General features: G+C 35.0%; 21 protein-coding genes and 1 tRNA gene. 13 read left to right on the top strand and 9 right to left on the bottom strand.

What is annotated here, in order from left to right:
* Positions 1 to 109 precede the first annotated feature (109 nt).
* Positions 110 to 1,195: a biotin synthase BioB gene (gene bioB / locus LS482_RS11110; protein WP_233027604.1), complete on the top strand. Its 1,086-nt coding sequence runs from the start codon at positions 110 to 112 to the stop codon at positions 1,193 to 1,195.
* 84 nt (positions 1,196 to 1,279) lie between these two features.
* On the opposite strand, the gene LS482_RS11105 is transcribed toward bioB, so the two are convergent.
* Positions 1,280 to 2,254: a zinc metalloprotease gene (locus LS482_RS11105; RefSeq protein WP_233027603.1), complete on the bottom strand. Its 975-nt coding sequence runs from the start codon at positions 2,252 to 2,254 to the stop codon at positions 1,280 to 1,282.
* Between the two features lie 293 nt (positions 2,255 to 2,547).
* On the opposite strand from LS482_RS11105, the gene LS482_RS11100 reads away from it, so the two are divergent.
* From LS482_RS11100 to LS482_RS11070, 7 genes are all read left to right on the top strand, one after another.
* A tRNA-Leu gene (locus tag LS482_RS11100) sits at positions 2,548 to 2,629 on the top strand.
* Positions 2,630 to 2,799: 170 nt separating this feature from the next.
* The gene (locus LS482_RS11095; RefSeq protein ID WP_233027602.1) at positions 2,800 to 3,888 is read left to right on the top strand and encodes a tyrosine-type recombinase/integrase; all 1,089 of its coding nucleotides are present in this window, start codon (positions 2,800 to 2,802) and stop codon (positions 3,886 to 3,888) included.
* A gap of 79 nt (positions 3,889 to 3,967) precedes the next feature.
* Positions 3,968 to 4,783, top strand: coding sequence for a hypothetical protein (locus LS482_RS11090; protein WP_233027601.1), 816 nt, complete (start codon positions 3,968 to 3,970; stop codon positions 4,781 to 4,783).
* A 121-nt stretch (positions 4,784 to 4,904) separates the two neighbouring features.
* Complete coding sequence (locus LS482_RS11085; protein WP_233027600.1) at positions 4,905 to 5,702, top strand: DUF5131 family protein; 798 nt, start codon at positions 4,905 to 4,907, stop codon at positions 5,700 to 5,702.
* A 1-nt stretch (position 5,703) separates the two neighbouring features.
* Positions 5,704 to 7,050 (top strand): DUF3987 domain-containing protein, encoded by a 1,347-nt coding sequence (locus tag LS482_RS11080; protein WP_233027599.1) that lies wholly within the window; start codon positions 5,704 to 5,706, stop codon positions 7,048 to 7,050.
* Between the two features lie 112 nt (positions 7,051 to 7,162).
* Positions 7,163 to 8,032, top strand: coding sequence for an AAA family ATPase (locus LS482_RS11075; protein ID WP_233027598.1), 870 nt, complete (start codon positions 7,163 to 7,165; stop codon positions 8,030 to 8,032).
* Entirely contained in the window at positions 8,007 to 9,032 is a 1,026-nt protein-coding gene (locus LS482_RS11070; RefSeq protein WP_233027597.1) for a DUF3871 family protein, read from the top strand. Before LS482_RS11075 ends, LS482_RS11070 begins: the two co-directional genes overlap by 26 nt.
* Before the next feature lie 28 nt (positions 9,033 to 9,060).
* Here the strand turns inward: LS482_RS11070 and LS482_RS11065 are convergent, their stop codons facing one another.
* From LS482_RS11065 to LS482_RS11045, 5 genes are all read right to left on the bottom strand, one after another.
* Positions 9,061 to 9,291 (bottom strand): hypothetical protein, encoded by a 231-nt coding sequence (locus LS482_RS11065; RefSeq protein WP_233027596.1) that lies wholly within the window; start codon positions 9,289 to 9,291, stop codon positions 9,061 to 9,063.
* A gap of 95 nt (positions 9,292 to 9,386) precedes the next feature.
* Positions 9,387 to 10,543, bottom strand: a protein-coding gene (locus LS482_RS11060; protein ID WP_425596713.1) for an IS3 family transposase whose coding sequence is annotated in 2 segments (ribosomal slippage) — positions 9,387 to 10,282 and positions 10,282 to 10,543 — 1,158 coding nt in all. Because the reading frame shifts where the segments join, the coding sequence is not laid out codon by codon here.
* A 22-nt stretch (positions 10,544 to 10,565) separates the two neighbouring features.
* The gene (locus LS482_RS11055; protein ID WP_233027594.1) at positions 10,566 to 11,018 is read right to left on the bottom strand and encodes a hypothetical protein; all 453 of its coding nucleotides are present in this window, start codon (positions 11,016 to 11,018) and stop codon (positions 10,566 to 10,568) included.
* 2 nt (positions 11,019 to 11,020) lie between these two features.
* Positions 11,021 to 11,605 carry a hypothetical protein gene (locus LS482_RS11050; protein ID WP_233027593.1) on the bottom strand — a complete coding sequence of 195 codons (585 nt, stop codon included), beginning with the start codon at positions 11,603 to 11,605 and terminating at the stop codon, positions 11,021 to 11,023.
* A 56-nt stretch (positions 11,606 to 11,661) separates the two neighbouring features.
* Complete coding sequence (locus tag LS482_RS11045; RefSeq protein WP_233027592.1) at positions 11,662 to 11,925, bottom strand: hypothetical protein; 264 nt, start codon at positions 11,923 to 11,925, stop codon at positions 11,662 to 11,664.
* Positions 11,926 to 12,051: 126 nt separating this feature from the next.
* On the opposite strand from LS482_RS11045, the gene LS482_RS11040 reads away from it, so the two are divergent.
* The 5 genes from LS482_RS11040 (at position 12,052) to LS482_RS11020 (ending at position 16,454) form a co-directional block, all read left to right on the top strand.
* Positions 12,052 to 13,332 (top strand): AbiH family protein, encoded by a 1,281-nt coding sequence (locus tag LS482_RS11040; RefSeq protein ID WP_233027591.1) that lies wholly within the window; start codon positions 12,052 to 12,054, stop codon positions 13,330 to 13,332.
* A 59-nt stretch (positions 13,333 to 13,391) separates the two neighbouring features.
* Positions 13,392 to 14,315, top strand: a complete 924-nt coding sequence (locus tag LS482_RS11035; RefSeq protein ID WP_233027590.1) for a PD-(D/E)XK nuclease family protein — start codon at positions 13,392 to 13,394, stop codon at positions 14,313 to 14,315.
* A gap of 5 nt (positions 14,316 to 14,320) precedes the next feature.
* A complete protein-coding gene (locus LS482_RS11030; RefSeq protein ID WP_233027589.1) occupies positions 14,321 to 14,929 on the top strand; it encodes a hypothetical protein in 609 nt (202 codons plus the stop codon).
* Between the two features lie 20 nt (positions 14,930 to 14,949).
* Entirely contained in the window at positions 14,950 to 16,005 is a 1,056-nt protein-coding gene (locus LS482_RS11025; RefSeq protein WP_233027588.1) for a DUF2971 domain-containing protein, read from the top strand.
* 68 nt (positions 16,006 to 16,073) lie between these two features.
* Complete coding sequence (locus tag LS482_RS11020) at positions 16,074 to 16,454, top strand: hypothetical protein (RefSeq protein WP_233027587.1); 381 nt, start codon at positions 16,074 to 16,076, stop codon at positions 16,452 to 16,454.
* A gap of 336 nt (positions 16,455 to 16,790) precedes the next feature.
* Here the strand turns inward: LS482_RS11020 and LS482_RS11015 are convergent, their stop codons facing one another.
* Genes LS482_RS11015 through LS482_RS11005 form a run of 3 tightly spaced genes read right to left on the bottom strand, consistent with a single transcriptional unit; the run spans position 16,791 to position 22,030 of the window.
* The gene (locus tag LS482_RS11015) at positions 16,791 to 17,663 is read right to left on the bottom strand and encodes an Abi family protein (RefSeq protein WP_233027586.1); all 873 of its coding nucleotides are present in this window, start codon (positions 17,661 to 17,663) and stop codon (positions 16,791 to 16,793) included.
* A 6-nt stretch (positions 17,664 to 17,669) separates the two neighbouring features.
* Positions 17,670 to 20,339, bottom strand: a complete 2,670-nt coding sequence (locus LS482_RS11010) for a DEAD/DEAH box helicase (RefSeq protein ID WP_233027585.1) — start codon at positions 20,337 to 20,339, stop codon at positions 17,670 to 17,672.
* A 41-nt stretch (positions 20,340 to 20,380) separates the two neighbouring features.
* On the bottom strand, positions 20,381 to 22,030 hold the full coding sequence (locus LS482_RS11005; protein ID WP_233027584.1) for a site-specific DNA-methyltransferase: 1,650 nt from the start codon (positions 22,028 to 22,030) through the stop codon (positions 20,381 to 20,383).
* Positions 22,031 to 22,427 lie beyond the last annotated feature (397 nt).

Below are 22,427 nucleotides of genomic sequence, written 5' to 3'. Positions count from 1 at the left end.
GACCGGGATTACGGATTTCACTTCCGGTTTTCCGGCGGACAAATCCTTTTTTAGTATTTTTGAACCCGGATACGGCTCTGGACGCATTCCCAACTTCAAATTTGAACCTATGAGTGAAACAAGACACAACTGGACCAAAGAAGAAATACTGGAAATATACAACAAACCACTGATGGAACTGCTCTACGAAGCTGCCACGGTACACCGGAAACACCACGATCCGAATACCGTCCAGGTCTCTACGTTGCTGTCGATAAAAACAGGCGGATGTCCGGAAGACTGCGGTTATTGCCCACAGGCCGCACGTTACCACACGGATATAGAAGGCAATGGCCTGATGAGCGTGCAGCAGGTAAAAGCACAGGCCCTGAGGGCAAGGGCAGCAGGCAGCTCCAGGGTTTGTATGGGAGCCGCATGGCGAAATGTAAAAGACGGCCCCGAATTTGACGAAGTCCTCGAAATGGTACGCACCATCAACAAGCTTGATATGGAGGTTTGCTGTACGCTGGGGATGATCACGGAAAACCAAGCCAAACGACTGGCGGAAGCCGGGTTGTATGCCTACAACCACAACCTGGATACTTCGGAAGAATACTATAAGGAAGTGATCTCTACAAGAGGATACCAAGACCGTCTGGAAACCATAGGAAACGTTCGTAAAACTAACGTTACGGTTTGCAGCGGAGGCATTATAGGAATGGGTGAAAAATTAGAGGACAGAGCAGGTATGCTGGTTGCCCTGTCCACATTAAGCCCACAGCCCGAATCCGTTCCGATCAACGCCCTCGTGCCGGTAGAAGGAACACCGATGGAAGACCAAAGGCCCGTAGATATCTGGGAAATGGTACGTATGGTAGCCACTACCCGGATCGTAATGCCCGAAACCCAGGTACGCCTTTCTGCGGGAAGAACCGGTATGAGCAGGGAAGGACAGGCCATGTGTTTCTTTGCAGGAGCCAACTCCATTTTTGCCGGAGACAAACTGCTCACCACTCCCAACCCGGATGTCAACGAGGATATGGAAATGTTTAAAATGCTCGGTCTCAACCCGCAAAAACCTTTTGTTAAAAAGGAACAGCCCAATACTGTGGAAGCCCCGGATTCCCATTATCAACCTCTGGGAGAAAAGCCCAAATGGAGCAGGCCGGGACATAGCATTCCCCGGAATGAGCTGGCCAAAGAACGTAATAAATAAAAAAATCGTACCGTCTTTATAACAGATGGAAAGCAAAAGCCGTCTGGCGTACCGGACGGCTTTCTTATATTAAAAAATGTTTCTCTATTGAGCCATTGTTTCCCGGAATCCTCCCGAGGTAAAAACAGCCATCATTCTTTCTTTTTGTCCTTCGGTAAACATATTCAAGCATTCATCATCCGAATAATCCATAAAGTTCATGGTCATATTATTGCTGTTACAGCTCACTGTTGGATATACCGGGCATCCTCTGCTCGGACCATCGGCATCAGGAGTGTCATCAACATAATCGGTAGCACCACATCCGCCATCACCCCATATGTGACGAAGATTTAACCAGTGTCCTACTTCATGAGTTCCCGTCCTTCCCGTAGAGTATTGCGTATCTCCTGTAAACCTGTGATCAAGAACCACCCCGTCTGTAGACCAATCACCTCCCGGAAACTGGGCATACCCAAGAATGTTTCCGCCACGGTAAGGCATGTTGTTCACCACCCAGATATTTAAAAATTCCTGAGGATTGACAACATCACTACCTCCACTTGATGTAAACTTCATGGAGTCGTCAGGTCTCCACTGCCGTTTATTACTATATACCCTAATCACCTGTTCCAGGGTAAAACGAACACCTACATTCGACTCTACCGATGCAAATTCGTCAGGAATTGTATTTCGTGCGGGATTGTTCAGGTTAAAATCCTCGTTAAGCGCATCTATTTGGGATTGTAATTGCGAATCGGATATGTTTTCACTTTCTGTCCTGTAGATGACATGAAAAACCACAGGGATTTCAATCGTCCCGTCTGAAGCGAGTCTACTTGTTAATTTATTCTTAATTGCTTCTTTGGTGTGTAGTTCTACAGCATTCATACGGGAAGCCAATTCGGGGTTTTGTTCCAGTTTTTCCCCGAGAACCCCCATAGTACCACACTGGTCTTTAGAAATTACAATTTCCTGGTTTTCAGAAGACAAACCTTGTTCCTCTGCTTCATTTCCGGAATTTTCACACGAGGTGAAGATCAGGGCCAAGGCGGCCACGCTCAAAAATACTTTTCTCATAAAGTTAAAGTTTTCGTTAATTTTTTGTTAAACACAATAATACGAATTTATAACAAAAACCCACAAAAAAGTTTTATTTTTCTCAATAAAAAATCGATAATATCCCACTTAACCAAGATTAAGTGTTAATCAATAGCATTTTTTTCCGGAAAAAGAATAAATTAATAAAGGACTTTATTTTCGGGTTCTCATATGCTTCTAACATTCTATTGAAGTTAATTTCCGTCTTTTTTAAAAAAACGCATTCCCAATGAATTAAAATAAAATAATTTATTTAATTTTGCAGTCCCTTTGCCTCGGTGGCGGAATTGGTAGACGCGCCGGATTCAAAATCCGGTTCTTTCGAGAGTGGGGGTTCGATTCCCCCCCGAGGTACACTGACTGCTTCAAGTCAATAAAAATGCGCTTTTAAGGCGCATTTTTTTATGGGGTCTATTCTGAATAAACTACGCACCGAATACTCGACCGAATACTTTCCCAAGAAATATACTAAGCCACGAATATATCATGGTGGTAAAGATTATGACCTATCCAAAAGATGGTATGTGTATTATTCATATCTGAATCCTTCCACTGGTGAAATGGAGCGGCAACCGCCAGTTTATCATAATGTAAACAAAGATTACAAAACTAAACTTGAACGGCTAAAGCACCTGCGGGAACTCCGAAGTGATATTGAAGAATTACTGAAGAATGGTTTTTCACCATACGAAGATGAGGAACGTGCAGGAAGATATTCTGCCAAATCCGCTTTGGAGTTTGCCTTATCCATAAAAAAGCAAACTTTAGGAGATACATCGTATAAGGACTACGAGAACAGACTGTCTGTTTTCAAAAGCTATTTAAAACAAAAAGGGCTGCTTCAGGGGGATATAAAGGAAATAAACCGAAAAACAGTAAATACCTTTTTAAATGGCATTCTTAAAAAATCAAGTGCTACTAACAGAAATAATACTATGCGTGCTCTAAGTGCTTTATTTACTGTTTTAGAAGATGAAGAGATCATATCCCGGAACTTTATTAAAAATATCAAAGAACTAAAAACATCGCCCAAGAGGAACAAATCATATAGTTCTGACAAGGTAACGGACATATATGAATACCTTGAAAAGAATGATCCTTTAATGCTCCTATTTATAAAGTTTGTTTCTTATAACTTCCTCCGTCCCATTGAGGTTTGCAGATTACAAGTAAAAGACATAAACATTAAGGAAAAAATATTATGTGTTAGGGCTAAAAACAAGGTTGTAAAGACAAAGATCATCCCGGATATAATGATTCAGGAATTATCCAAGTTAAACCTTTCTAACCCCGATTATTTCCTTTTCACTCCAACGGGTATAGGCGAATGGGAAAGGGATGAACAGGGAAAAAGAAACTATTTCTCGCAAAGGTATTGGAAGATTAAAAAAATTCTTGGCCTCAATGAAGATTACACTGTATATTCCTTCCGGCATACATTTATCTCCAAGTTATATAGACAACTAAGAAAATCCTTCAGTAAGTCCGAAACTTATGATAAGCTGATGTTAATTACCGGGCATAGCACATTAGACGCCTTACTGAAATATCTAAGGGATATAGATGCAGAGTTGCCTGAAGATTATAGCGACTTGATTGAAATGAAAAAATAGCTATATCCTGCTGGAAAGGAAAATAATTACATTGCAAGTTTTGCATAAATTGCATTACTTGCAGTAATTATAATGCATAATGGATAGATTATACCATTGGAGAAATTTTGTAAACAACAAATATGTTGCTTTAGAAGGAAATGATTCTTCTATAAACTTGCACACTATTCCCCATGAAGTTAATTCCGGAACAATTATCTATCCATTATGCAAAACCTTTCTCAAAACCTATAAAACTTTTCAGATACCCACTCATATTGAAGAGAAGCTCGACGAATTACTTGAGAGGTTCAATACACCCCATTTAAAATCTCCATTACTCATATTTGGATGTGCCTTACAGGAAAGTTATTCAGATAATTTTGACATCCCTAAAGATGATCTGCTTAAAGATTTTGATGTCGAGAGTAAAGACTTTAAAACATTGTTAGGTATTTTAAGAAACTACCTCTTTGCGGAAAACCGCAAACATTTACCTGATGTATCATTCAAAACATTCACTGAAGGGACTACAACCATTAAGAACTTCTTTGTGAAACATGATATTTATGATGCCCTTTGCCATAGTTTCAATCTGAAAAAGGAAAACTTTGAAGAGCGTAGCCAGGAACTCTTGGCAATGACAAATCAAATTATGGTAGATAAATATCCTGAAAAAGTTAAAGTGGATTTTATCCAGGCCTTGTTCAATTATATTGGCACAGAAACTGAATTAACTAAATCCGACATTCTCAAACTAATTGGAGTGTTCTTTACCCTCTTCCAAGTTAAAGTTAGTAATAGCAAGGACACTGAATTTTACATACATAATTATCTAGAGGACAATATTAAATCAGTAGACCTAAAGAATCTCAATCACTACATCACCCGCCCTCCTATACTTTTCCACTACTAACATTTTTGAAACAAGGAACACTCGTTTTTTGATTTTTCTTGTTTCAAGTTACCTCTCCATTATTCAGGAATTTTGTCCACAGAAAGATGGGAATAGTTTCCATCTAGTAAAAAAATTAATTATGCAATTTAAACATTTTAAAGATTCCAAAATTTCATGGACAAAAAAGACATGGAATCCATGGAGAGGTTGTAGCAAAGTATCGGCAGCCTGTAAACATTGTTATATGTTTAGAATCTACAAAAGTAAAGGAATTGATCCAAAATTGGTCACAAGGCAGGATTTAACCTTTGAGAAGCCATTGAAGATCAGAAAGGGATGCAAAATCTTCACCTGTAGTATGTCAGACTTCTTTCATGAAGGAGCTGACGAATGGAGGGATGATGCCTGGGAAATTATAAAGCAAACTCCTCGTCATTCGTATTTGATCCTAACCAAAAGACCCGAAAGGATCAAAGATTGTCTTCCAAAAGACTGGTGTAAGGAACATTATAGTCATGTATGGCTCGGCGTCACAGTGGAAACTCAAAAAGAAGTTCACAGGATACATACTTTAGGAGAAATTCCATGTGAAATAAGATGGGTTTCCTTTGAGCCCCTTTTAGGAGATATTCAATTAAGCCAAAAGGAGCTTGATATAATAGATTGGGCTGTTTTGGGAGGAGAATCAGAAAGTAAGGAACGGGTAAGAAAAACTGAGTTGTCTTGGTTTAATTCCTTAATGTTCCAATTCCTGGGGTATGGAACTCCCTTATTCTTTAAGCAGTTGGGAAGCTACTACCATTACCATGAATATAAGGTAAGGGACTGGCATGGAGAAAAATACTGTGATAGATTTCCAAATAGGTACAAAATCAGACAATACCCTAAATACGATCAGGGAGAAAAAGAGATTAACAATTTAAAAAGTGTATTGTAATATGAACCAAGAAAAAAAAGAAGCGGAAGCGAGGTTTGGGGGTTCGCCAAGCCTTGCTAAAACCGCAAGTAAGAAGGATTTAATACCAAAAACGGTATATCAAAACTTGCCAGAACCATTAAGAGAAATCACAGAAGCATTTCAAGACAGGGAAAAGGATATCATATTGCTATCCTCCATTGGCGTAATAAGCGCCTGTTTGCCTAATGTTTTTGGGATGTATGACCATAGAACATACAACCCGAATTTATATGTTTTTATAATTGCACCTCCTGCATCCGGAAAAGGAGTTATGAATTGGGCCAAAAAACTTGTAGAGCCTATTCATGAAGATATTGTCAGGGAGAGTAAAAGAAAAATTGCGGAATACAGGAATGCCTCAAATAATGAAGGACTTGAAGAGCCCAAACTTCAAATAAAACTAGTTCCGGGTAATACGAGTTCTGCCAAATTCTATACCCATTTGGAAAGGGCCGAAGATGATTTAATCATTTTTGAGAGCGAGGCAGATACTTTGTCAAATATGCTAAAACAAGACTGGGGCAACTTTTCAGATTTGCTGAGAAAAGGGTTCCATCACGAAACAGTGTCTATTAGTAGAGCCACAGAGGACAGATATTTTGAAATAAAAAGACCTAATATCTCTATCGTAATATCCGGGACACCAGGACAGGTAAGGCCATTAGTAGAATCAAAAGAAAATGGTTTGTTCAGTCGGTTTATCTTCTACTATTTTGATGAAGTAAGCGGCTGGAAAGATGTAAGTCCTCGGGCTAACAGAGTTAGTCATGATGAATTGATGAATGCAAAAGGTAGAGAAATTAAGGAACTATACCAGAGGCTTAAAGGGCTGAAAAAGGTAGAAATAAGAATGGCCAATGCTCAGTGGAATATTTTTCAAGGGAGAATGTCCCTGACCAATGACCTGATTTTAAAAACCGGGAAAACCGATTTTATTCCAATAATCAGGAGGTTGGGGGTTATCGCATTTAGATTGATTTGTGTTTTAACCATCCTAGAGAAAAAAGATAAGCTGATTGAAGATGAGATCATACTATATGCCAATGATAAAGAGGTTAAAGTAGCTTTGGAAATAGTAAAGGTGTTGGTTGACCATTCTCTGAATGTGTTTGACAAATTTGAAAAGGATGCCATTTCCATGAGCATGCAGGAAAGAAGCCTGATAAGCAAACTTCCAAGTGAATTTAGAAGAAGTCAGGGGTTAGAAGCCGCCCAAACCATTGGTATTCCTGAAAGAACCTTTGATGAGATTTTAAAAAATTGGAGAAGGAAAAAAATAGTCCGGAAGGTAAGCCACGGAAACTATGAAAAAATAATAGTGAAATAATGGAAATTGCAGAAACTGCAAGACTTGCAGATTTTGCAAAAACATGAAGAGGGTATAATGCCCTCTTTTTTTATGCGATAAATCCAAGTATGAATTTTAAACCTAAATAATCATGCAGTTAAGACAATCAGAACGCAAAAGAGCCAAGATAAAAATGACTTTACAGGGAAGTGCAGGGAGTGGCAAAACCTATTCCAGTTTACTCCTGGCACAAGGACTTACTAATAAAGATTTGACCAAAGTAGCTATTATAGACACAGAAAATGGTTCGGCAGATCTATATGCTCATTTGGGGAACTATAATGTATTGACTTTGGAACCTCCATTTACTCCTGAAAAATATATCAAAGCCATAGATGTATGCTTACAGGCCAATATGGAGGCTATTATTGTGGACAGTATTTCTCATTGCTGGGATGAATTACTGGACTTTCATTCCAAACTGGCAGGAAACAGCTTTACCAACTGGGCTAAGGTTACTCCCAGACTGAATGCCCTTATCAATAAGATATTACAGGCAGATGCCCATATCATTGCTACCATGCGCACCAAGCAGGATTATGTACTGAACCAAAAGGATGGCAAGTACATTCCCGAAAAGGTAGGGCTTAAAAGTGTGATGCGTGATGGGACAGACTATGAATTTACCCTGGTCTTTGACATAGACATAAAACACTTTGCTTCTGCATCCAAAGACAGGACAGGGCTGTTTATGGGCAAACCTGAATTTACCATTAATACAGCTACTGGAAGGAAAATACTGGAATGGTGTAACAGTGGCACAAACCTGCAAGAAGCGCGGGAAAATATTAAAGCATGTAATGATCTGGAAACCCTAAAGCAGCTTTACACACATTATTCCAACTGGCGGGAATTACTGGAATATGATTTTAAAGTCCAGAGAGATACCATCCTGTCCAAGCAAACATTGTTAAACCCAAAAAATATACATCAAAATGGAAGCACCAATCAGACAAGCTAACATGGAGTTGAAGGCTATAAATTCTACTACCATAATAGAGAATAGACAGGAGGAGCTACAACTCACAAATACTCCCAAGTATGAGAGAAAACCATTTATAGAGGCTAACACCAATGAAGTTAGCCTTTCTCATTTAAAAAAGGACTGTATTATCCCTGTTTTCAGCAAGGATAATGAAAAGACCATAGCCCACCAGGAATTTATTGAGATAGCACAGCATTGTGCCAGTAAGGTCTTCCCTCATCATACTTTTACAACTCCTGAAGTACGGGTATCTCACCAAATTAAAGGCAGGGTGCCTTCAGCTATCCATAAGCCTGCAAAGGAGCTCCTAGAACATGAAAAGACCATTTATTATGAGAGGATGGCCTTTATTATTCAGATACCCAGTATTACAGAGCATATTAATGGCAATGATATTGCTTTGACTTTAGGAGGTGTACGGGCTTATAATCAGGAGAACCTATACAGCAAAAAGACCTTTGAAAAATTCAAGTTTTTTATTGGGTTTCAGAATATGGTATGCTGCAATATGTGCGTGGCCAGTGATGGTTATGCAGGGGAATTAAAAGTGGATGGATATGAGAGCATGAAAAACAAATTGCTGAAAATCCTGCAATCCTATAATGCAGAAGCACACCTGAAAACCATGAAGCAGTTAGGGGATCACCACCTTACAGAGCACCAATTTGCTCAAATAATTGGTAAGGCAAGGTTATACAATTTTCTCCCTAAAAAGGAAAAATCCAGTATTCCTCCCCTAACCCTTAATGACGGGCAATTATCCACTGTGGCTAAGGACTATTACCAAGATGAATCTTTTTGCAGGAATGATGAGGGAGATATAAACCTGTGGAGGGTATATAACCTGTTCACACAAGCTAATAAAAGCAGTTATATTGATACTTTCCTGGACAGGAATGTCAATGCCTTTAATTTCTCAAAAAGTTTGGTGAAGGCTCTCAATGGTGATGAGAATTACCATTGGTTTTTGAGTTGAATAGTGCCCGGGCCCATAAGAGCCCGGGCTAATTATAAAAAGGGGCAAGTTTCTCACTAAATATCCCTGTGACCTTTTTAACTATATCTATAAATCCATTTGCACAACTTATCGTATAAACTTCTTCTATTAATTCCATTAATTCATTATCAATAAGACTATATTCATATTTAGAAGGTTTTTCTTCTTTTATAAATCCCTTATAAACACTTTTTGCCAGTTCATTCACCTTGGGCTCTATTGCATATATAAATTCCATTTTCTCTTTGTTAAGCTCCCAAAAATCATATATAATTTTTGTGTGTAAAAACTTTATGACCTCAACATTTCCCCTGATAACTTTGTAAGGCTCCCCTAAACAGAAGCACTTTCAAATATAGTATTTTCCCTTAAGTGTTGGTCGATTATAAGGGAAGCAAACCGCGTTTTGCTTCGTTGTACTATAAAATCTACTGGTGTTTTATATCCCAAGGATTTGTGTGGCCTAACATTATTGTAATTCCATAACCATGTTTGTGTTTGGTCTCTGACATGGTTTAATTCAAAAAACAAATGCGCATCTAAAACCTCTTTTCTATAAGAGCCGTTAAACCGTTCTATCAAAGAGTTCTGAGTAGGCTTTCCTGGTTGTATGAAACATATCTTGATCTTATGCTTACGCGCCCAGGAGTCAAATACAGCTGAAGTAAACTCAGGGCCATTATCCACCCTTACCACTTGAGGGGCACCTCTCCACTGAATGAGTTTATCCAGATCCCGTACAATACGTCGGGCACTCAAAGAAGTGTCAATCCCTATCATAAGAGCTTCCCTGTTATGGTCGTCAATCACATTAAATGTTCTAAAACTCTTCCCACTTATCAAGGTATCCTGCATAAAATCCATACTCCAGGTAATATTACAGTTCACAGGTATGATATGAGGTACTTTGACACGGGCAGGGAGCCTTCTCTTGCGTTTTCGCCGAATGTTGAGGCGCATCATTACATAAACCCTATAAACCCGCTTATGGTTCCACAGATATCCTTTGGCCCGTAACAAGTAAAACATCTTTTTAAAACCATAAGTAGGATAAGCCTCAGCCAATTTCTCTAATTCATCTATGATTTGTCGATCTTCTGTCTTGGATCTAAAACGATAATAGTAAACCGATAGGCTTAGGTTGAGTGCTGTACAGGCCCGCCGGATACTTAAGTGTTCCTCTTTGACTAAATATCCAACTGCTGCTCGTTTATCGACAGGCCTTAGAGCTTTTTTTCGATCAGGTTTTTTAATGCATTGTTTTCTAAAGCAAGATCGGCATACATCCGCTTGAATTGAGACAGTTCTGCCTCCATCTCTTTCATTTTCTTGAGTTGGCTGGCGTCCATACCTCCAAATTTACTCTTCCAGTTATAAAAAGTAGCCTGGCTGATGCCATGCTCCCGGCAGAGGTCTGTAACAGACTGTCCGGCTTCCTGAGACTTTAAGATCTTGATGATCTGTGTTTCGGTGTGTCGTGTTTTTTTCATTACCCTAAATTTAAACGTTTTTCTAATTAAGAACGCTTTGTTTTTTAGGGAGCCTTACAACTTTACTTCCCCCTTCTCTATCCTTTTGCTTCAATAATTCAGAAATTAAAGAATTATAGGTATAGAAGTCTCCTATCCCTGTACAATTTGATTTATTACAAAAGCAGTCAAAAATCCCTTTATCAAGACCTTGTATTACATTTAAGTAAAGAGTCTCAAATAAACATCCCGAGAATAAGGAGATCGACTTTAAACTAAAATAATTCAAATTTTTAACTGCCCTTTCATATCCTGGGTCTGGTAAAACTTGTACACATCCACCCCATTTAGCCCCATCTACCATATTTAAGTAATGAATAGTAAGCCTTGCTATGTTTAAATCAATATCTTTAACACTCTTAACCATTATGCTATTAACACATAAATGGCCAAACTCATGCCAAACAATCCGTTTTATATCATTCAAAACACTCATTATTAAAAATTTACATTTGTTCGCGTGTTCAATAAAGTTCTATATTTCTTGGTGTTCAAGAATTGGCCAAAGGCGAAAAATGCTTCATCTAATTTTTTCAAGTCTTTTACTCCTTGTTGTTTGATAAATAGTAGATAATGATCGAAATAAAATTCATTCTTACTGACTTTTTGTAAGTTCCCATTTTCAGGATGGAGATACTTAAACGCCCTATGTATATGCTGGTCATAAATAGGGTATTGATCCGGTTTTAGGATATGTAGCAAGAAAATTTTCCAGACAAAACTCACTCCTTTAAATTCACTTAAAAAAGCATTTAAAGGCAATTCCTTCTCTTTTTTATAGACATTTAATATCTCCAATTTTGCAAGAATTTTTTCTTGCAGAGATTTTTCCTTCTTTACACTCAGTTTCATCCCGTTTTTCCATGTATATAGATCTGTAATATCTTCTTCTGTGTATTCTTTTTTGTGGATGTTCTCTGAATAATAAGAAATGTTGGTTGGATAATAATATTGCTTACTCCAAAATGCAATGAATTCTGAAAAATCAGACAAGTAATCAGGTAGTAATATAGGGTATTTCATTTTGTGTTCTAAGTTTCATTTAGCCAACTTATAATAAGATGTAGATAGAAAATGATTTATTTATCCACCCCATTTTCCTGAAGTAGTTTGTATATATAAGAAGCATTTGCAACATATTTTTGATAGAATAAGTCTTTATCTGCTATTTGAATTATAACCTTCAACAACTCAAGTTCTCTTTCAAAATAGCTACGGGAAACATTACCCTTCGCAGTATCTATTTGATAATTATTTCTAACTAAGTCATAAAATAGCTTAGCAGATTCCCTGTCATTTTTGATAAGTGGAGATAATTCCTTTAGTAATTCCTTATTGGTCATTTTGAATTTATTTTAGTGATAAGTATCAAATTTAATGATTACAGCAAAAATAAATTACGGAAAGCCGTAAAATACATAATGCCATAATTCTGTATCTTGTACATCGACAACCTAAGTAACACCGAAATGAATAGACTTATACTTCTTGGAAATGGCTTTGATTTAGCTCATGGTCTCAAAACTAAATATCAGGATTTTATAATTGATTTATTAAAAAAGGAAATCAGAAAAGCTCTTAGTGTTGGAGAAAAAAAAAGAGATGGATTTAAATATAACACTACGAAAACAAAAGAAGGGCTCTTTTTAATTGAGACCAAAGTTTCACAGGGCGTTAGTGGAGATAATGGTTTTAGGAGGAAATTGGAGAGTATTACAGATGTTAAAGGACTAACTGACCTTGAAAGGAGTTTTGGGGTAGAATTTTCTTTTCCTGACAATCTTAAAGAGGGAACTTTTATTGATTACGATGTAATGCCCAGGAAAAAACGGGTTAAGTATCCGGAAACGATAATAAAGAAGACTTACAATATCATGAAGGAGGGGGGAAGGAATTATAATTGGGTAGACATTGAAGGAATGTATTATGACTCATTACTTGAAATCATCAATGTTAGAGACAAAAAAGGTAACAAAATGTACAATGAAGATGTTAAAGACAATGTAAAATTCCTTAACTCTGAATTAGATTTCCTAAGAAACAGGTTTGTTGAATATTTGCATGAAGTGACAGACATTCCTCACACTGTTAACAATGTGGCTCAGGGGCATTTCTGGAATGGATTTAAAGGAAAATTCATTGAACGAGAAATAGAAAAGTTGGAATTAAAAGAAGAAGATCATTATCCCCAAAATATTCAGATTTTGAATTTTAATTACACAGATACTATTTATAAATATGGTAATCATTCAAATTCATTTGAAAACCGAGAGGTTCATGTCGATTACAACTTCATACATGGAGATATAAAGAACTTAGACCAAAACCCTATAATCTTTGGCTATGGAGATGAAACCGACGATCATTATGATGTAATGGAAAAACTGAATGATAATGAACTTCTTAGGCATATAAAATCATTCGGATATTTTAAGACAGATAACTATTACAGGTTATTAAGATTTATTGAACAGTCAGAGGGGTATCAGGTCTTTATCGTGGGGCATTCCTGTGGACTTTCAGACAGGGTAATGTTAAAAAGAATTTTTGAGCATAAAAATTGTAAATCAATACAAATATTCTATTATGAATGGGAGGATGAGGATGGACAAAAGTTCAATGATTATACTACTAAAACTCAAGAAATATCACGACACTTTGACAATAAAAATATGATGCGAGAAAAAATTGTACCCGAAAAGCATTGTTCTTCAATGTCAGAATTAAGCCTCGTTAGGTTTCCAGTGTAGGCGACTACTATACCCAAAAAACAAACTTTTTTGAATAAATTGTTTAGTTTTATTAAATCATGGATGATAAACTAATACCAGTAGAAACGGTTCAGGAAAGAGACATTGATTTGATTTTGTTAGAAGAGTTATCCTCTGACAATACTTTTTGTGAATGGCTTATCCAGGAATTAAGCCTACCCGCATTACTTACTTCAAATGGGGCGTGGAAAAGCATTTCAGATTTTGGTTTGGGAGAAACGGATATTATATTTTCCTATACTTCTATTCTCAATAAAAAAATATATGTCTTGATTGAGAATAAGTTAGATGCTTCTTTCCAGAAAAGCCAGTCAGATAGGTATAGAGAAAGAGGGGAAAAATATGTTATCCAAAGATATTGTGACGAAGCATATTGCATTTTAATTGCCCCTCAATCCTATTGTAATAATCAAAATGACTTTGAACTATTTGTAACGTATGAAACAATTAGAAATCGGTTTAATTCTGTTGATACGTTAAGAAATAGATTTAAGAGTACGTTGTTAAAAATAGCTATCGAAAAATTAAGAAGGAGGTATCAACCTGTTAATAGTGAACCTGTACAAAAGTTTTGGTATTCTTACTGGAGTTATAAGGAAAAACATTATCCCAGCCTAAAGATGAAAGAACCTAAAATAGTACCACAGAATAGTGATTGGCCAGCACTGTATGATGATAACTTAAATGGTATTGTGTTTTACCATAAATTGAGGAAAGGCTATATTGATGCTGAATTTAAGGGGTTCCCAGTTGATTTTGACAACAATATTAAGGGTAAACTACCCAAATGGGTAGAATTGATAAAATATAAGAATAATATTGCTATACGTGCCTTTACGGATAAAATAGAAAGTAAAAAAGAATTTAAAGCACAGCTTATACAGGTGGAAAAGGGGTTGAAAAAAGTTGAGGAATTAAGAGGTTTGATAATTAAAACACTTATATCTAAACAAAATTCATGATAGATATGAAAACGTTATTGGTTTTGGTCGCAAGCGAAGATATTGAACAAGCCGAAGTGAAAAATATAACCAGTCAAATAGAATTGTATGGGATCAAGAGTGACCAATATGATGTAAAAACTAAAAATGATTTAACAAAGGCATTGCATAATGGATCTAAATATGATTATATCTACCTTGCTACTCACGGGTGCGACACCAATTTTGGAAATATCTCAGGAACACTTAATATAACTTGGATTCAATTTGCAGCAATGATTTGTGCAAGTGAATGTTATAAGGCTAATTCAATTTTTTTACATTCATGTTGTCGAGGAGGACTTAATCAAGTTGCATGGAAAATGTTTAATTGTTGCGAACAAATTGAGTTTGTATGTGGCCCAAGAAATAATATAACCCCATTGGATTTGATTATCGCTTTCAATCTTTTTCTTTTTCATGTAGAAGTTAGAAAACTTGACCCAGTGGTTGCAGCGGATAAAGTACGAGATGCTATTGATATTAGGCTTGTTTGTTATGATAGACTTGACGCTGAAGCTGATCCTGCCTATTTAAAACATTGTGAGTTAATTGCAGAGGAAGTTGATGAAGCATTTAGTGATTATGACGAGTAGGAAGAAAAAATCAGGAATCAATGTTAACGAATAAAATGTTGGTATACAAATATAGAGCAGGAAGCGAGGAAACATTCAGGAGGGATTTATTTGCCCTTGAAAAAAATTTTTTCTGGGGTGCTAATTTAAAAACACTCAATGACCCTTGTGAGGCATTATTAACCTTAGACAAATTTGAAAAACAAAGAGATTCTCTTCAATGGCTTTTTGGAGAAAAATTTAAAGAAAATTTTGTGCCGGTTGAAAAAGCCCTCAATGGTTTTATCTCTCTTAAAGAAAAGATAGGGGTTTTTTCATTATCCAAAAGATATGATGATGAACTTCTTTGGGCTCACTATAGTAATTCTCATAAAGGATTTTGTATTGAATATGACCTGAATCTCTTAAAGAATGGATATAAGAAGAATAAAACCTATTCTTTTCCCATTAAATATTCTAACACTCCTCCGGAAGTAGACCTTCTAAAAGACATAGCTAGCATAAAAAGTGAAAAACTAATACAAAAACTACTTGGCTTTAAATCAAAGAGATGGAGTTATGAGGAGGAGTATAGGATAATAACAGATTTTTTTGGAGAATTCTTTTACCATCCAAGCGCATTGAAATCTATCTATTTTGGGGTAAGAATGCCGGATACATTGAAAGATGAAATGGTTAATCGCCTAAAAGGTAGACAGATTAAATACTACCAACTAACTCAACAAAGGAATAGCTATCGATTTAATCGAAAATTGATAGAAGATGTTAGTAATTCAGAGGTTTCATTCATGAAACAATATACATTTTCAGATAGAGATAAAACGAAAACGGTAAATATAGAATTAATAGAAAGAGATTATTATGAGATAATAAAAAGAGGGGATGTTGTAATAAAACTGGATATGACTATTCCTAAAAAGCAGATATTGGAATTGTCAAAATATTTACATGAAAATCTTTTTTTTAAAGCAGAGAGAGTCCTAATTCAAATTTATCAGAAAAAACAAAAAAATCAAGGGGTAACTTGGGCAACAGCTAATTTAGCTGATAAAAAATGGAATATTAATATAAATGAGTTTGTATTTCAAGATATATGAGGACAATTTACCCCTTTCAGAAAGTTGTAAAGAATATTAACTATACAGTTTTCATTCCAACCTGCAACATGATTTTACAAGTAAAAAGAATATTTGAACAAGAATTTCAATGTGTCTCGGACAAATTTGTGATTATAGAAGAGAATGTAGCCGATTTGTCAAGTTCAACAAAGGAGTTTATCTATCATCCAGGCGTTTATGTTTTTATTGTGTCAAATAAAATTATTAAAGTAGGCAGACATCTTACAAATAGTAGAAAAAGAGCGTTGGAGCATATTCATGCTAATACCAGAAATGAAACCTTTGAAATGAAATATTTACCTGACACTCCAAACTCAAAAGTTCTATTATTCAATGTTCTGAACCCAGATCATTATCATTGGGTTGCTGCTTTAGAGATTTTTCTTGAGAGGGAATTAAATCCAGTAATAAAGTCAAAACGATATTAGATAATGTTCTAGTGTAAATTAGATTTTTTCTTCGGATATAAAAATTAAAAATGAGTTTTGACAGACCATTCTACCTTTTTGGCATGGAGGGCAAAATATTAGAAAGCCTTTTCTTTCTTGGAAGACGGATGAAACAATAACTTTGTATAGGGCTTATGTAATCTTCCCTGTTCTTCTGGAGGTAATTTTAAAAGAGATTGGATCTTAAAATGAAAAACCCAGAGCAAGTCTGGGTTTATATTATTCTTTTATAGTGCAGTATTATTGCTTGAATAATAGGGCACTTTAGAGCATACAAAGATACATAATTACTTGCATATATGCAAGTATCTGCCTTTATTCAAATTCATATCCAATTTTATTTTCTATAATTGATTTAAGTACCTCATTATCTTTATGGCTTTCAAATAGTTCCTTTATCCTTGTTTCAAGTTCTGTTTTCCTACTTTCTGAAATCTTTCCTAAAATGAACAGAATAATTTTGATAGTAGAGTCTAGTGAGTGCCTATTATTGTCATTAAAATTAATACCAGGTAAAATAGATATTCCCTTTGGTGTATTTAAATCAAATAAAACTCCACCATGAGAACATACATTTCTAATGTAAACAATTGTTTCAAAAAGATTAATAAATTTTTTAAGGTTTCTTATTTCATAACATTTAGAAATCCTTTCTTGTATATCATTATCTTTCAACGACTTGAATATCTTAAGAACCACACCAAAAGTAAAAAATTCTAATGTCTTCCATGCTGGCGCATATTTATCATTTATATACTTGTTATGATGCAATTTAATTGGTTTATTATTTCTTTTGAACTCATCAGAATAGTGTTGATCAAATGATGATATAAACGAATTGAACATTATATCAGGGTGAATAAACCAAGTGGGGGAATATTTATGTTTATTCGATACATAATACACAAGTTTGGTTCTAAAATTAATTTCAATTCTATTGATATATTTGATAAGTAAGTTTCTTAAGTCAACATCCAAATAATACAGCTTTACCACATCAGATAATTTTGTTCCCTCTCTAAATTGATAATTACCATTGATTTCAAAGGGATTCCAATAAAACCCCAATCTATAGTATCCAATGTCTAATAAAATCTCCTTGACTTTTTCATCCGAGTAATCAACATCCATACCTCTTGAATTCAGCTTTTCAAGTTGTTGAATAGTATTTGTTGCTATATTCCCCATACTGCTCTACAATTTCTTCAACACCTCTATTATACTTTTAGCTGTATAGGTGTCAGGCACATCCTTAGATTGAAACACCATAAAATATTTATAGTTATCTCCAGCTTTCTGTGCCCATATTTTACCCAACCTGTTTTTATCCCTACTATCATCATTATCATATACATCACCTTTAGTTTCTAATAAAATGATATTACCTTTTTTGGTATAGAGGATAAAATCAGGATAATGGTTAGAGCTAAAGCCATTTAAATAAAAGCCTTTTCCTCTTTCAAGGTTCCTATGCCAGAACTCAATATTTTCTAATGAAGCTATTTCTAGTATCATATCCTGTTCATAATTGTTCATTTTTTCCTCTCTTTCATAGAGTGATTTGGATATAGGAGTACTTGGGTAAAGAGGCATGATAGTATCAGAAAAAGTGAAGTTGTCCTTAACTATAATTTCATTAGCATCCAGCAGTATTTGAAATCTTTCTTTAGCATAAATCTGGGTTAAGCTATTAATCTTATCTTTGATTTTTCTAATGTAGATAAAATCATTATCCACTATATCCCTAACTTGTTCAGTGTTCAGGTTGTCAAAAACCCTACTCACATACTTTTTTAACTCTTGTTCAGAAATAGGTGTCATATCACCCAATTTGGACACAATCATACTACTCACATCAGAAATCTGACTTTCCTTTGGTTTGGATAGGATATTGTCAAGGAGTATGTTTTTTGCCCTTTGGGATAGTTTTTTAACAGCAGTAGTCCTTTTGCTTTCATCAAAATCTACTTTGTAAATATCTGCTGAACTTTCGTCAAAATCTATTTTTGAGTCCTGGTTAGACAATAAAAAACCATCTAATAAACTATTTTTATTCAAGAAGGTTTCATTGGTTCCCAATTCTTCAAATAAGATATTATCATGCAATTCATTTTCATCTACTTTTTTAAAGAACTGTGGTAACTTAATGTTGCCTGCGACATCCTTAAACTGACTATCAATAGCATACTTTTTGGGTTGTTTGTTCATAACCTGAGATAAATAATTAGAAACGTCATCCATATCCACTTCTTTCACTTTTTCTTCAAAAGCATCACCTTCAACTTTAGCTTTTTCTGTAATATGGTTGATTATTGGATTTTGTTGGTTTATATCTTCTATACTCAATTCATCTGAAGGATTAAAATCCACAGCATCTAAATCAAAATCATCATCAGGCTTTATGGTGTCATCATCAGTTCCAAATAACTCTTCCTGTAGCACTTCATCAATAGTTTTTTTCTCTTCCGGTTGTTCTTCTGCATAATAATCTTCTTTACTAAACCCGGAATCCTGTAATCCCTTAACAATGCTGTCCAATGTTTCATTGAACTTGGATGAAGCTGTTAAAACAAAAGATAGATTTAATAATTGATTTTTGTGCTTAGTAACATAAGGTTGCCTCAACACTCTTCCTAAAATCTGCTCTACTTCCACAGGAGAAGATTTATCTGCTAGGGATGCAAGGATATAGGCATTAGGACAATCCCAACCTTCCTTTAAGGCATTGATGGTAATAATATACCTTACAGGACAATCTTTAGCCATAAGATCTATGTCTTTAAGCTCATCTATTCCACTAACCTTGATTTTTACTTGTTCCTCTGGGATTTTAAGTTTGATTAACTGCTCTTTTATCTTTTGAAAAGTAGTATTGTTCTTACCCTTTATATTGGATTGGGCTTGAAACAAAATGATTGGTCTAATATATCTGCCGGTTTCTTTTTCTTCCTCTCTGGCTAGAAGTTCCAGTTGTCTTTGTAATTGTAAAGCGCTACTAATAACTTCTTCTTTTCTGTGGTGATTATAAACCACTACAGGTAGTTTTACCATGTGCTCTTTTTTAAGAGCCATAGCATTTACAAAACTGATTATATTACTATTCTCTTTTGGGGTTGCAGTAAGGTCTAAAACTAAGGAAGGATTCAAGTTATTAAGCATCTCTACACTTAAATCACTTTCTGCGTTGTGGCTTTCATCAACAATAACCACAGGATTTAAACTCCTAATCACATTAATTAAAGCAGTTTCATCTGTATGAGGTAATATCAAATCTTCATTAATAATTACATCTTTAAAAGGTTCTAATGCTCCATTTTCTTGAAATACTTTCCTATCCTCTTTTTTTTGGGAATTGATCCTTAGACTGCTAAAATTGAAAACAAAAATGTTGAGTTGTTCTGTTACAGAGGTTGGGTTAAAATTAGTCCCCTGGAGCAAATCCTCTTTTTCATAAACTTCAACCCTGCCATTGAAGAGACTGTTTAGCTTTTCTCTGTATGGGTGGCTCAAGTCTGAAAGATTTTTAATTGTTTGCTGTAAGAGGTTAGACCAAGGTACTAACCATACCACAGCTTTCGGGTTTCCTTGATTAAAATATTTATTTATAGTATGTAGGGCATTACAGGCTATAAAGGTTTTTCCACCAGCGGTAGGAACTTTAGCTGCTACGTGTATGGCTCCAGGAATGTTATCCTTATAAGGTCTCATTCCTGTAGTAGTGCCATCAAGATTGATGGTATATTCTCCAATTTTATCTTCCCAATAGGCATTGAAGGCTTTGGCTGGGGATTGATGGATTTGTAGATTCTCTAAATAGCTTTCTAAATCCTTTATAACTTGTTTTTGATATGGTTTTAATTCCATTGGTTGATTTGTTTCATGCACAACAATTCTTGGTTTGTTCTTTAAAATCTACTTATATCTCTTGGTATCTTCTTAAAGATAATGTGATACTTGTCCATTAGCCTATCATCTAACAAACAATTATCTGCATAGATTATATATTGTTCTGCTTTGGTTTTTATGACTCTTAAAAAACTATCATCAAGGGTAGTAAGCCTATCTCTTTCATAATAGAAATAGTAAGCAGTGCCGTTATAGGCTCCTAAAAGATAATGTTCTTCTTGAGGTTCGTAAGGACTTCTGGTTTCACTATACCATACATATTCCTGTATTCTTTCAATGCCTACTTCTTCATTTAAAAGTTCATTATTTAAAAATAGAGGAGCCCCTAACTCATAGTAATCAAAATCTCCTCCTGTACCTTCTACATTTTTTTTGTCTTTACCATAACCATCTATTACTCTTTTTATTCTTTCAGCAGTAATGGTATTGGCATAGTCTTCCATTTCTACTAAGATGAATTTTCTGTTACCCCCGTCTTCTTTATTAAGATTTAGTACAGCATGTGCAGTGGTTCCAGATCCAGCAAAAGAATCAAGAATATAAAAATCTTTACTATTAAATACTGAGATTAGATACTTTATTAAAGTAACTGGTTTTGGAAATGAGAAAGAGAACCCCATAGTTTTAAGTTCATTACTCATATTTTGAGTACTTCCCATATTCATCAATGAACTAATAACATGACTTTGTTTTTCTCTAGTTTTCTCACTTTCTATCGCTCCATTCTCAGTCAAATAGAATTTAGTCAATTGTCCTTTGGTATCTATTACTGGTTCTAAGTTGTTTGCCAAAAAGAGTTCAAAAATTCTTTTAGAACTCCATCCACTTTCAACAATAACATTATTTTGTAGCTTATAATCATCTACTATGGCATCACTATGGAAAAAAGGAAAAGAATCTTCTCTTTTTTTTATGATCCCACTTTTAAAATTCGTTTTAAAACCAATAGGTAATTTAATTTTACTTATTGGATTTTTAGGGCCATTTTTAACTATTGTATTTATAATTTTATTATTGAATAATTTACTTGTCTCTTCAACATTCAAATCAATTAGTTCCGGAAATTCAAAATACCCTGCTCTTTTGCTATAACATAAAATATACTCATGATTTATTTTAATTTTAGCCTGATTATCAAAGTTACCATCTGTCCTCCATGTAAAGGTTGTAATGAAATTCTTTCTACTAAAAATTTCATCACAAATTAATTTTAGATGTTGATATTCATTGTCATCAATACTTATGAAAATGACACCATCATCTGCTAATAGTTTATGCAATAATTTAAGCCTAGGGTATATCATACATAGCCATTTATCATGCCTGCTTAAATCCTCTCCCTCTTTACCTACTACTTCACCTAACCATTTTTTCAGTTTGGGATGGCTTACATTATCATTATATACCCAACCTTCATTCCCGGTATTGTAAGGAGGGTCTATATAAATACACTTAATTTTACCTTCATACTCAGGCAATAGACTTTTTAAGGCTTCAAGATTATCTCCGTGTATTATTTTGTTGTCACTTGTGGCGTTTTTGGTTTCTATTCCATTGCAGTATGTGTATCTTTTCTCAAGAATTTTATATGGTACATCTTGATGATGATTTATAACCTTGTCTTTTCCTATCCAGTGTAGTGTAGGCATAGTTCAATTTTTGTGTATTGCTAAAATACTATAAAAAAAAATTAAAAAAATCCGGAGATCCCAATATTATACATGTACAAGGGACCTCATATTAAGTACCCCCCTTTATCTCTGAGGGGAAACTCCCCCACCCCCTTTTACAAGCAAAAACTTTTTTTGAGCCAGATATAAAAGACTGATTTTTTAAGCCTTTTTTATTTGAGCTGAATTTTTGAATTCTTCCCAACTTGGAATTTTTATCAACCTTCCTTAAACCTCCTAGCCTCTAAAGGGCTGTTTTTATCCCAATGATGGAAAGGGAAAGCAGCTCTTAGAAGTTAAAGAGAATTATAGAATAAGGAAATAGCCCTTTATTCTTCTAGGCTCTACAATACTAACCTTTTATTTCCCCCTCACT

The sequence above is a fragment of the Sinomicrobium kalidii genome (assembly GCF_021183825.1).
In the GTDB taxonomy this organism is placed as follows: Bacteria; Bacteroidota; Bacteroidia; order Flavobacteriales; family Flavobacteriaceae; genus Sinomicrobium; species Sinomicrobium kalidii.
The sequence above is the reverse complement of the archived record's forward strand: the minus strand, read 5'-3'. Positions and strand labels throughout refer to the sequence as shown.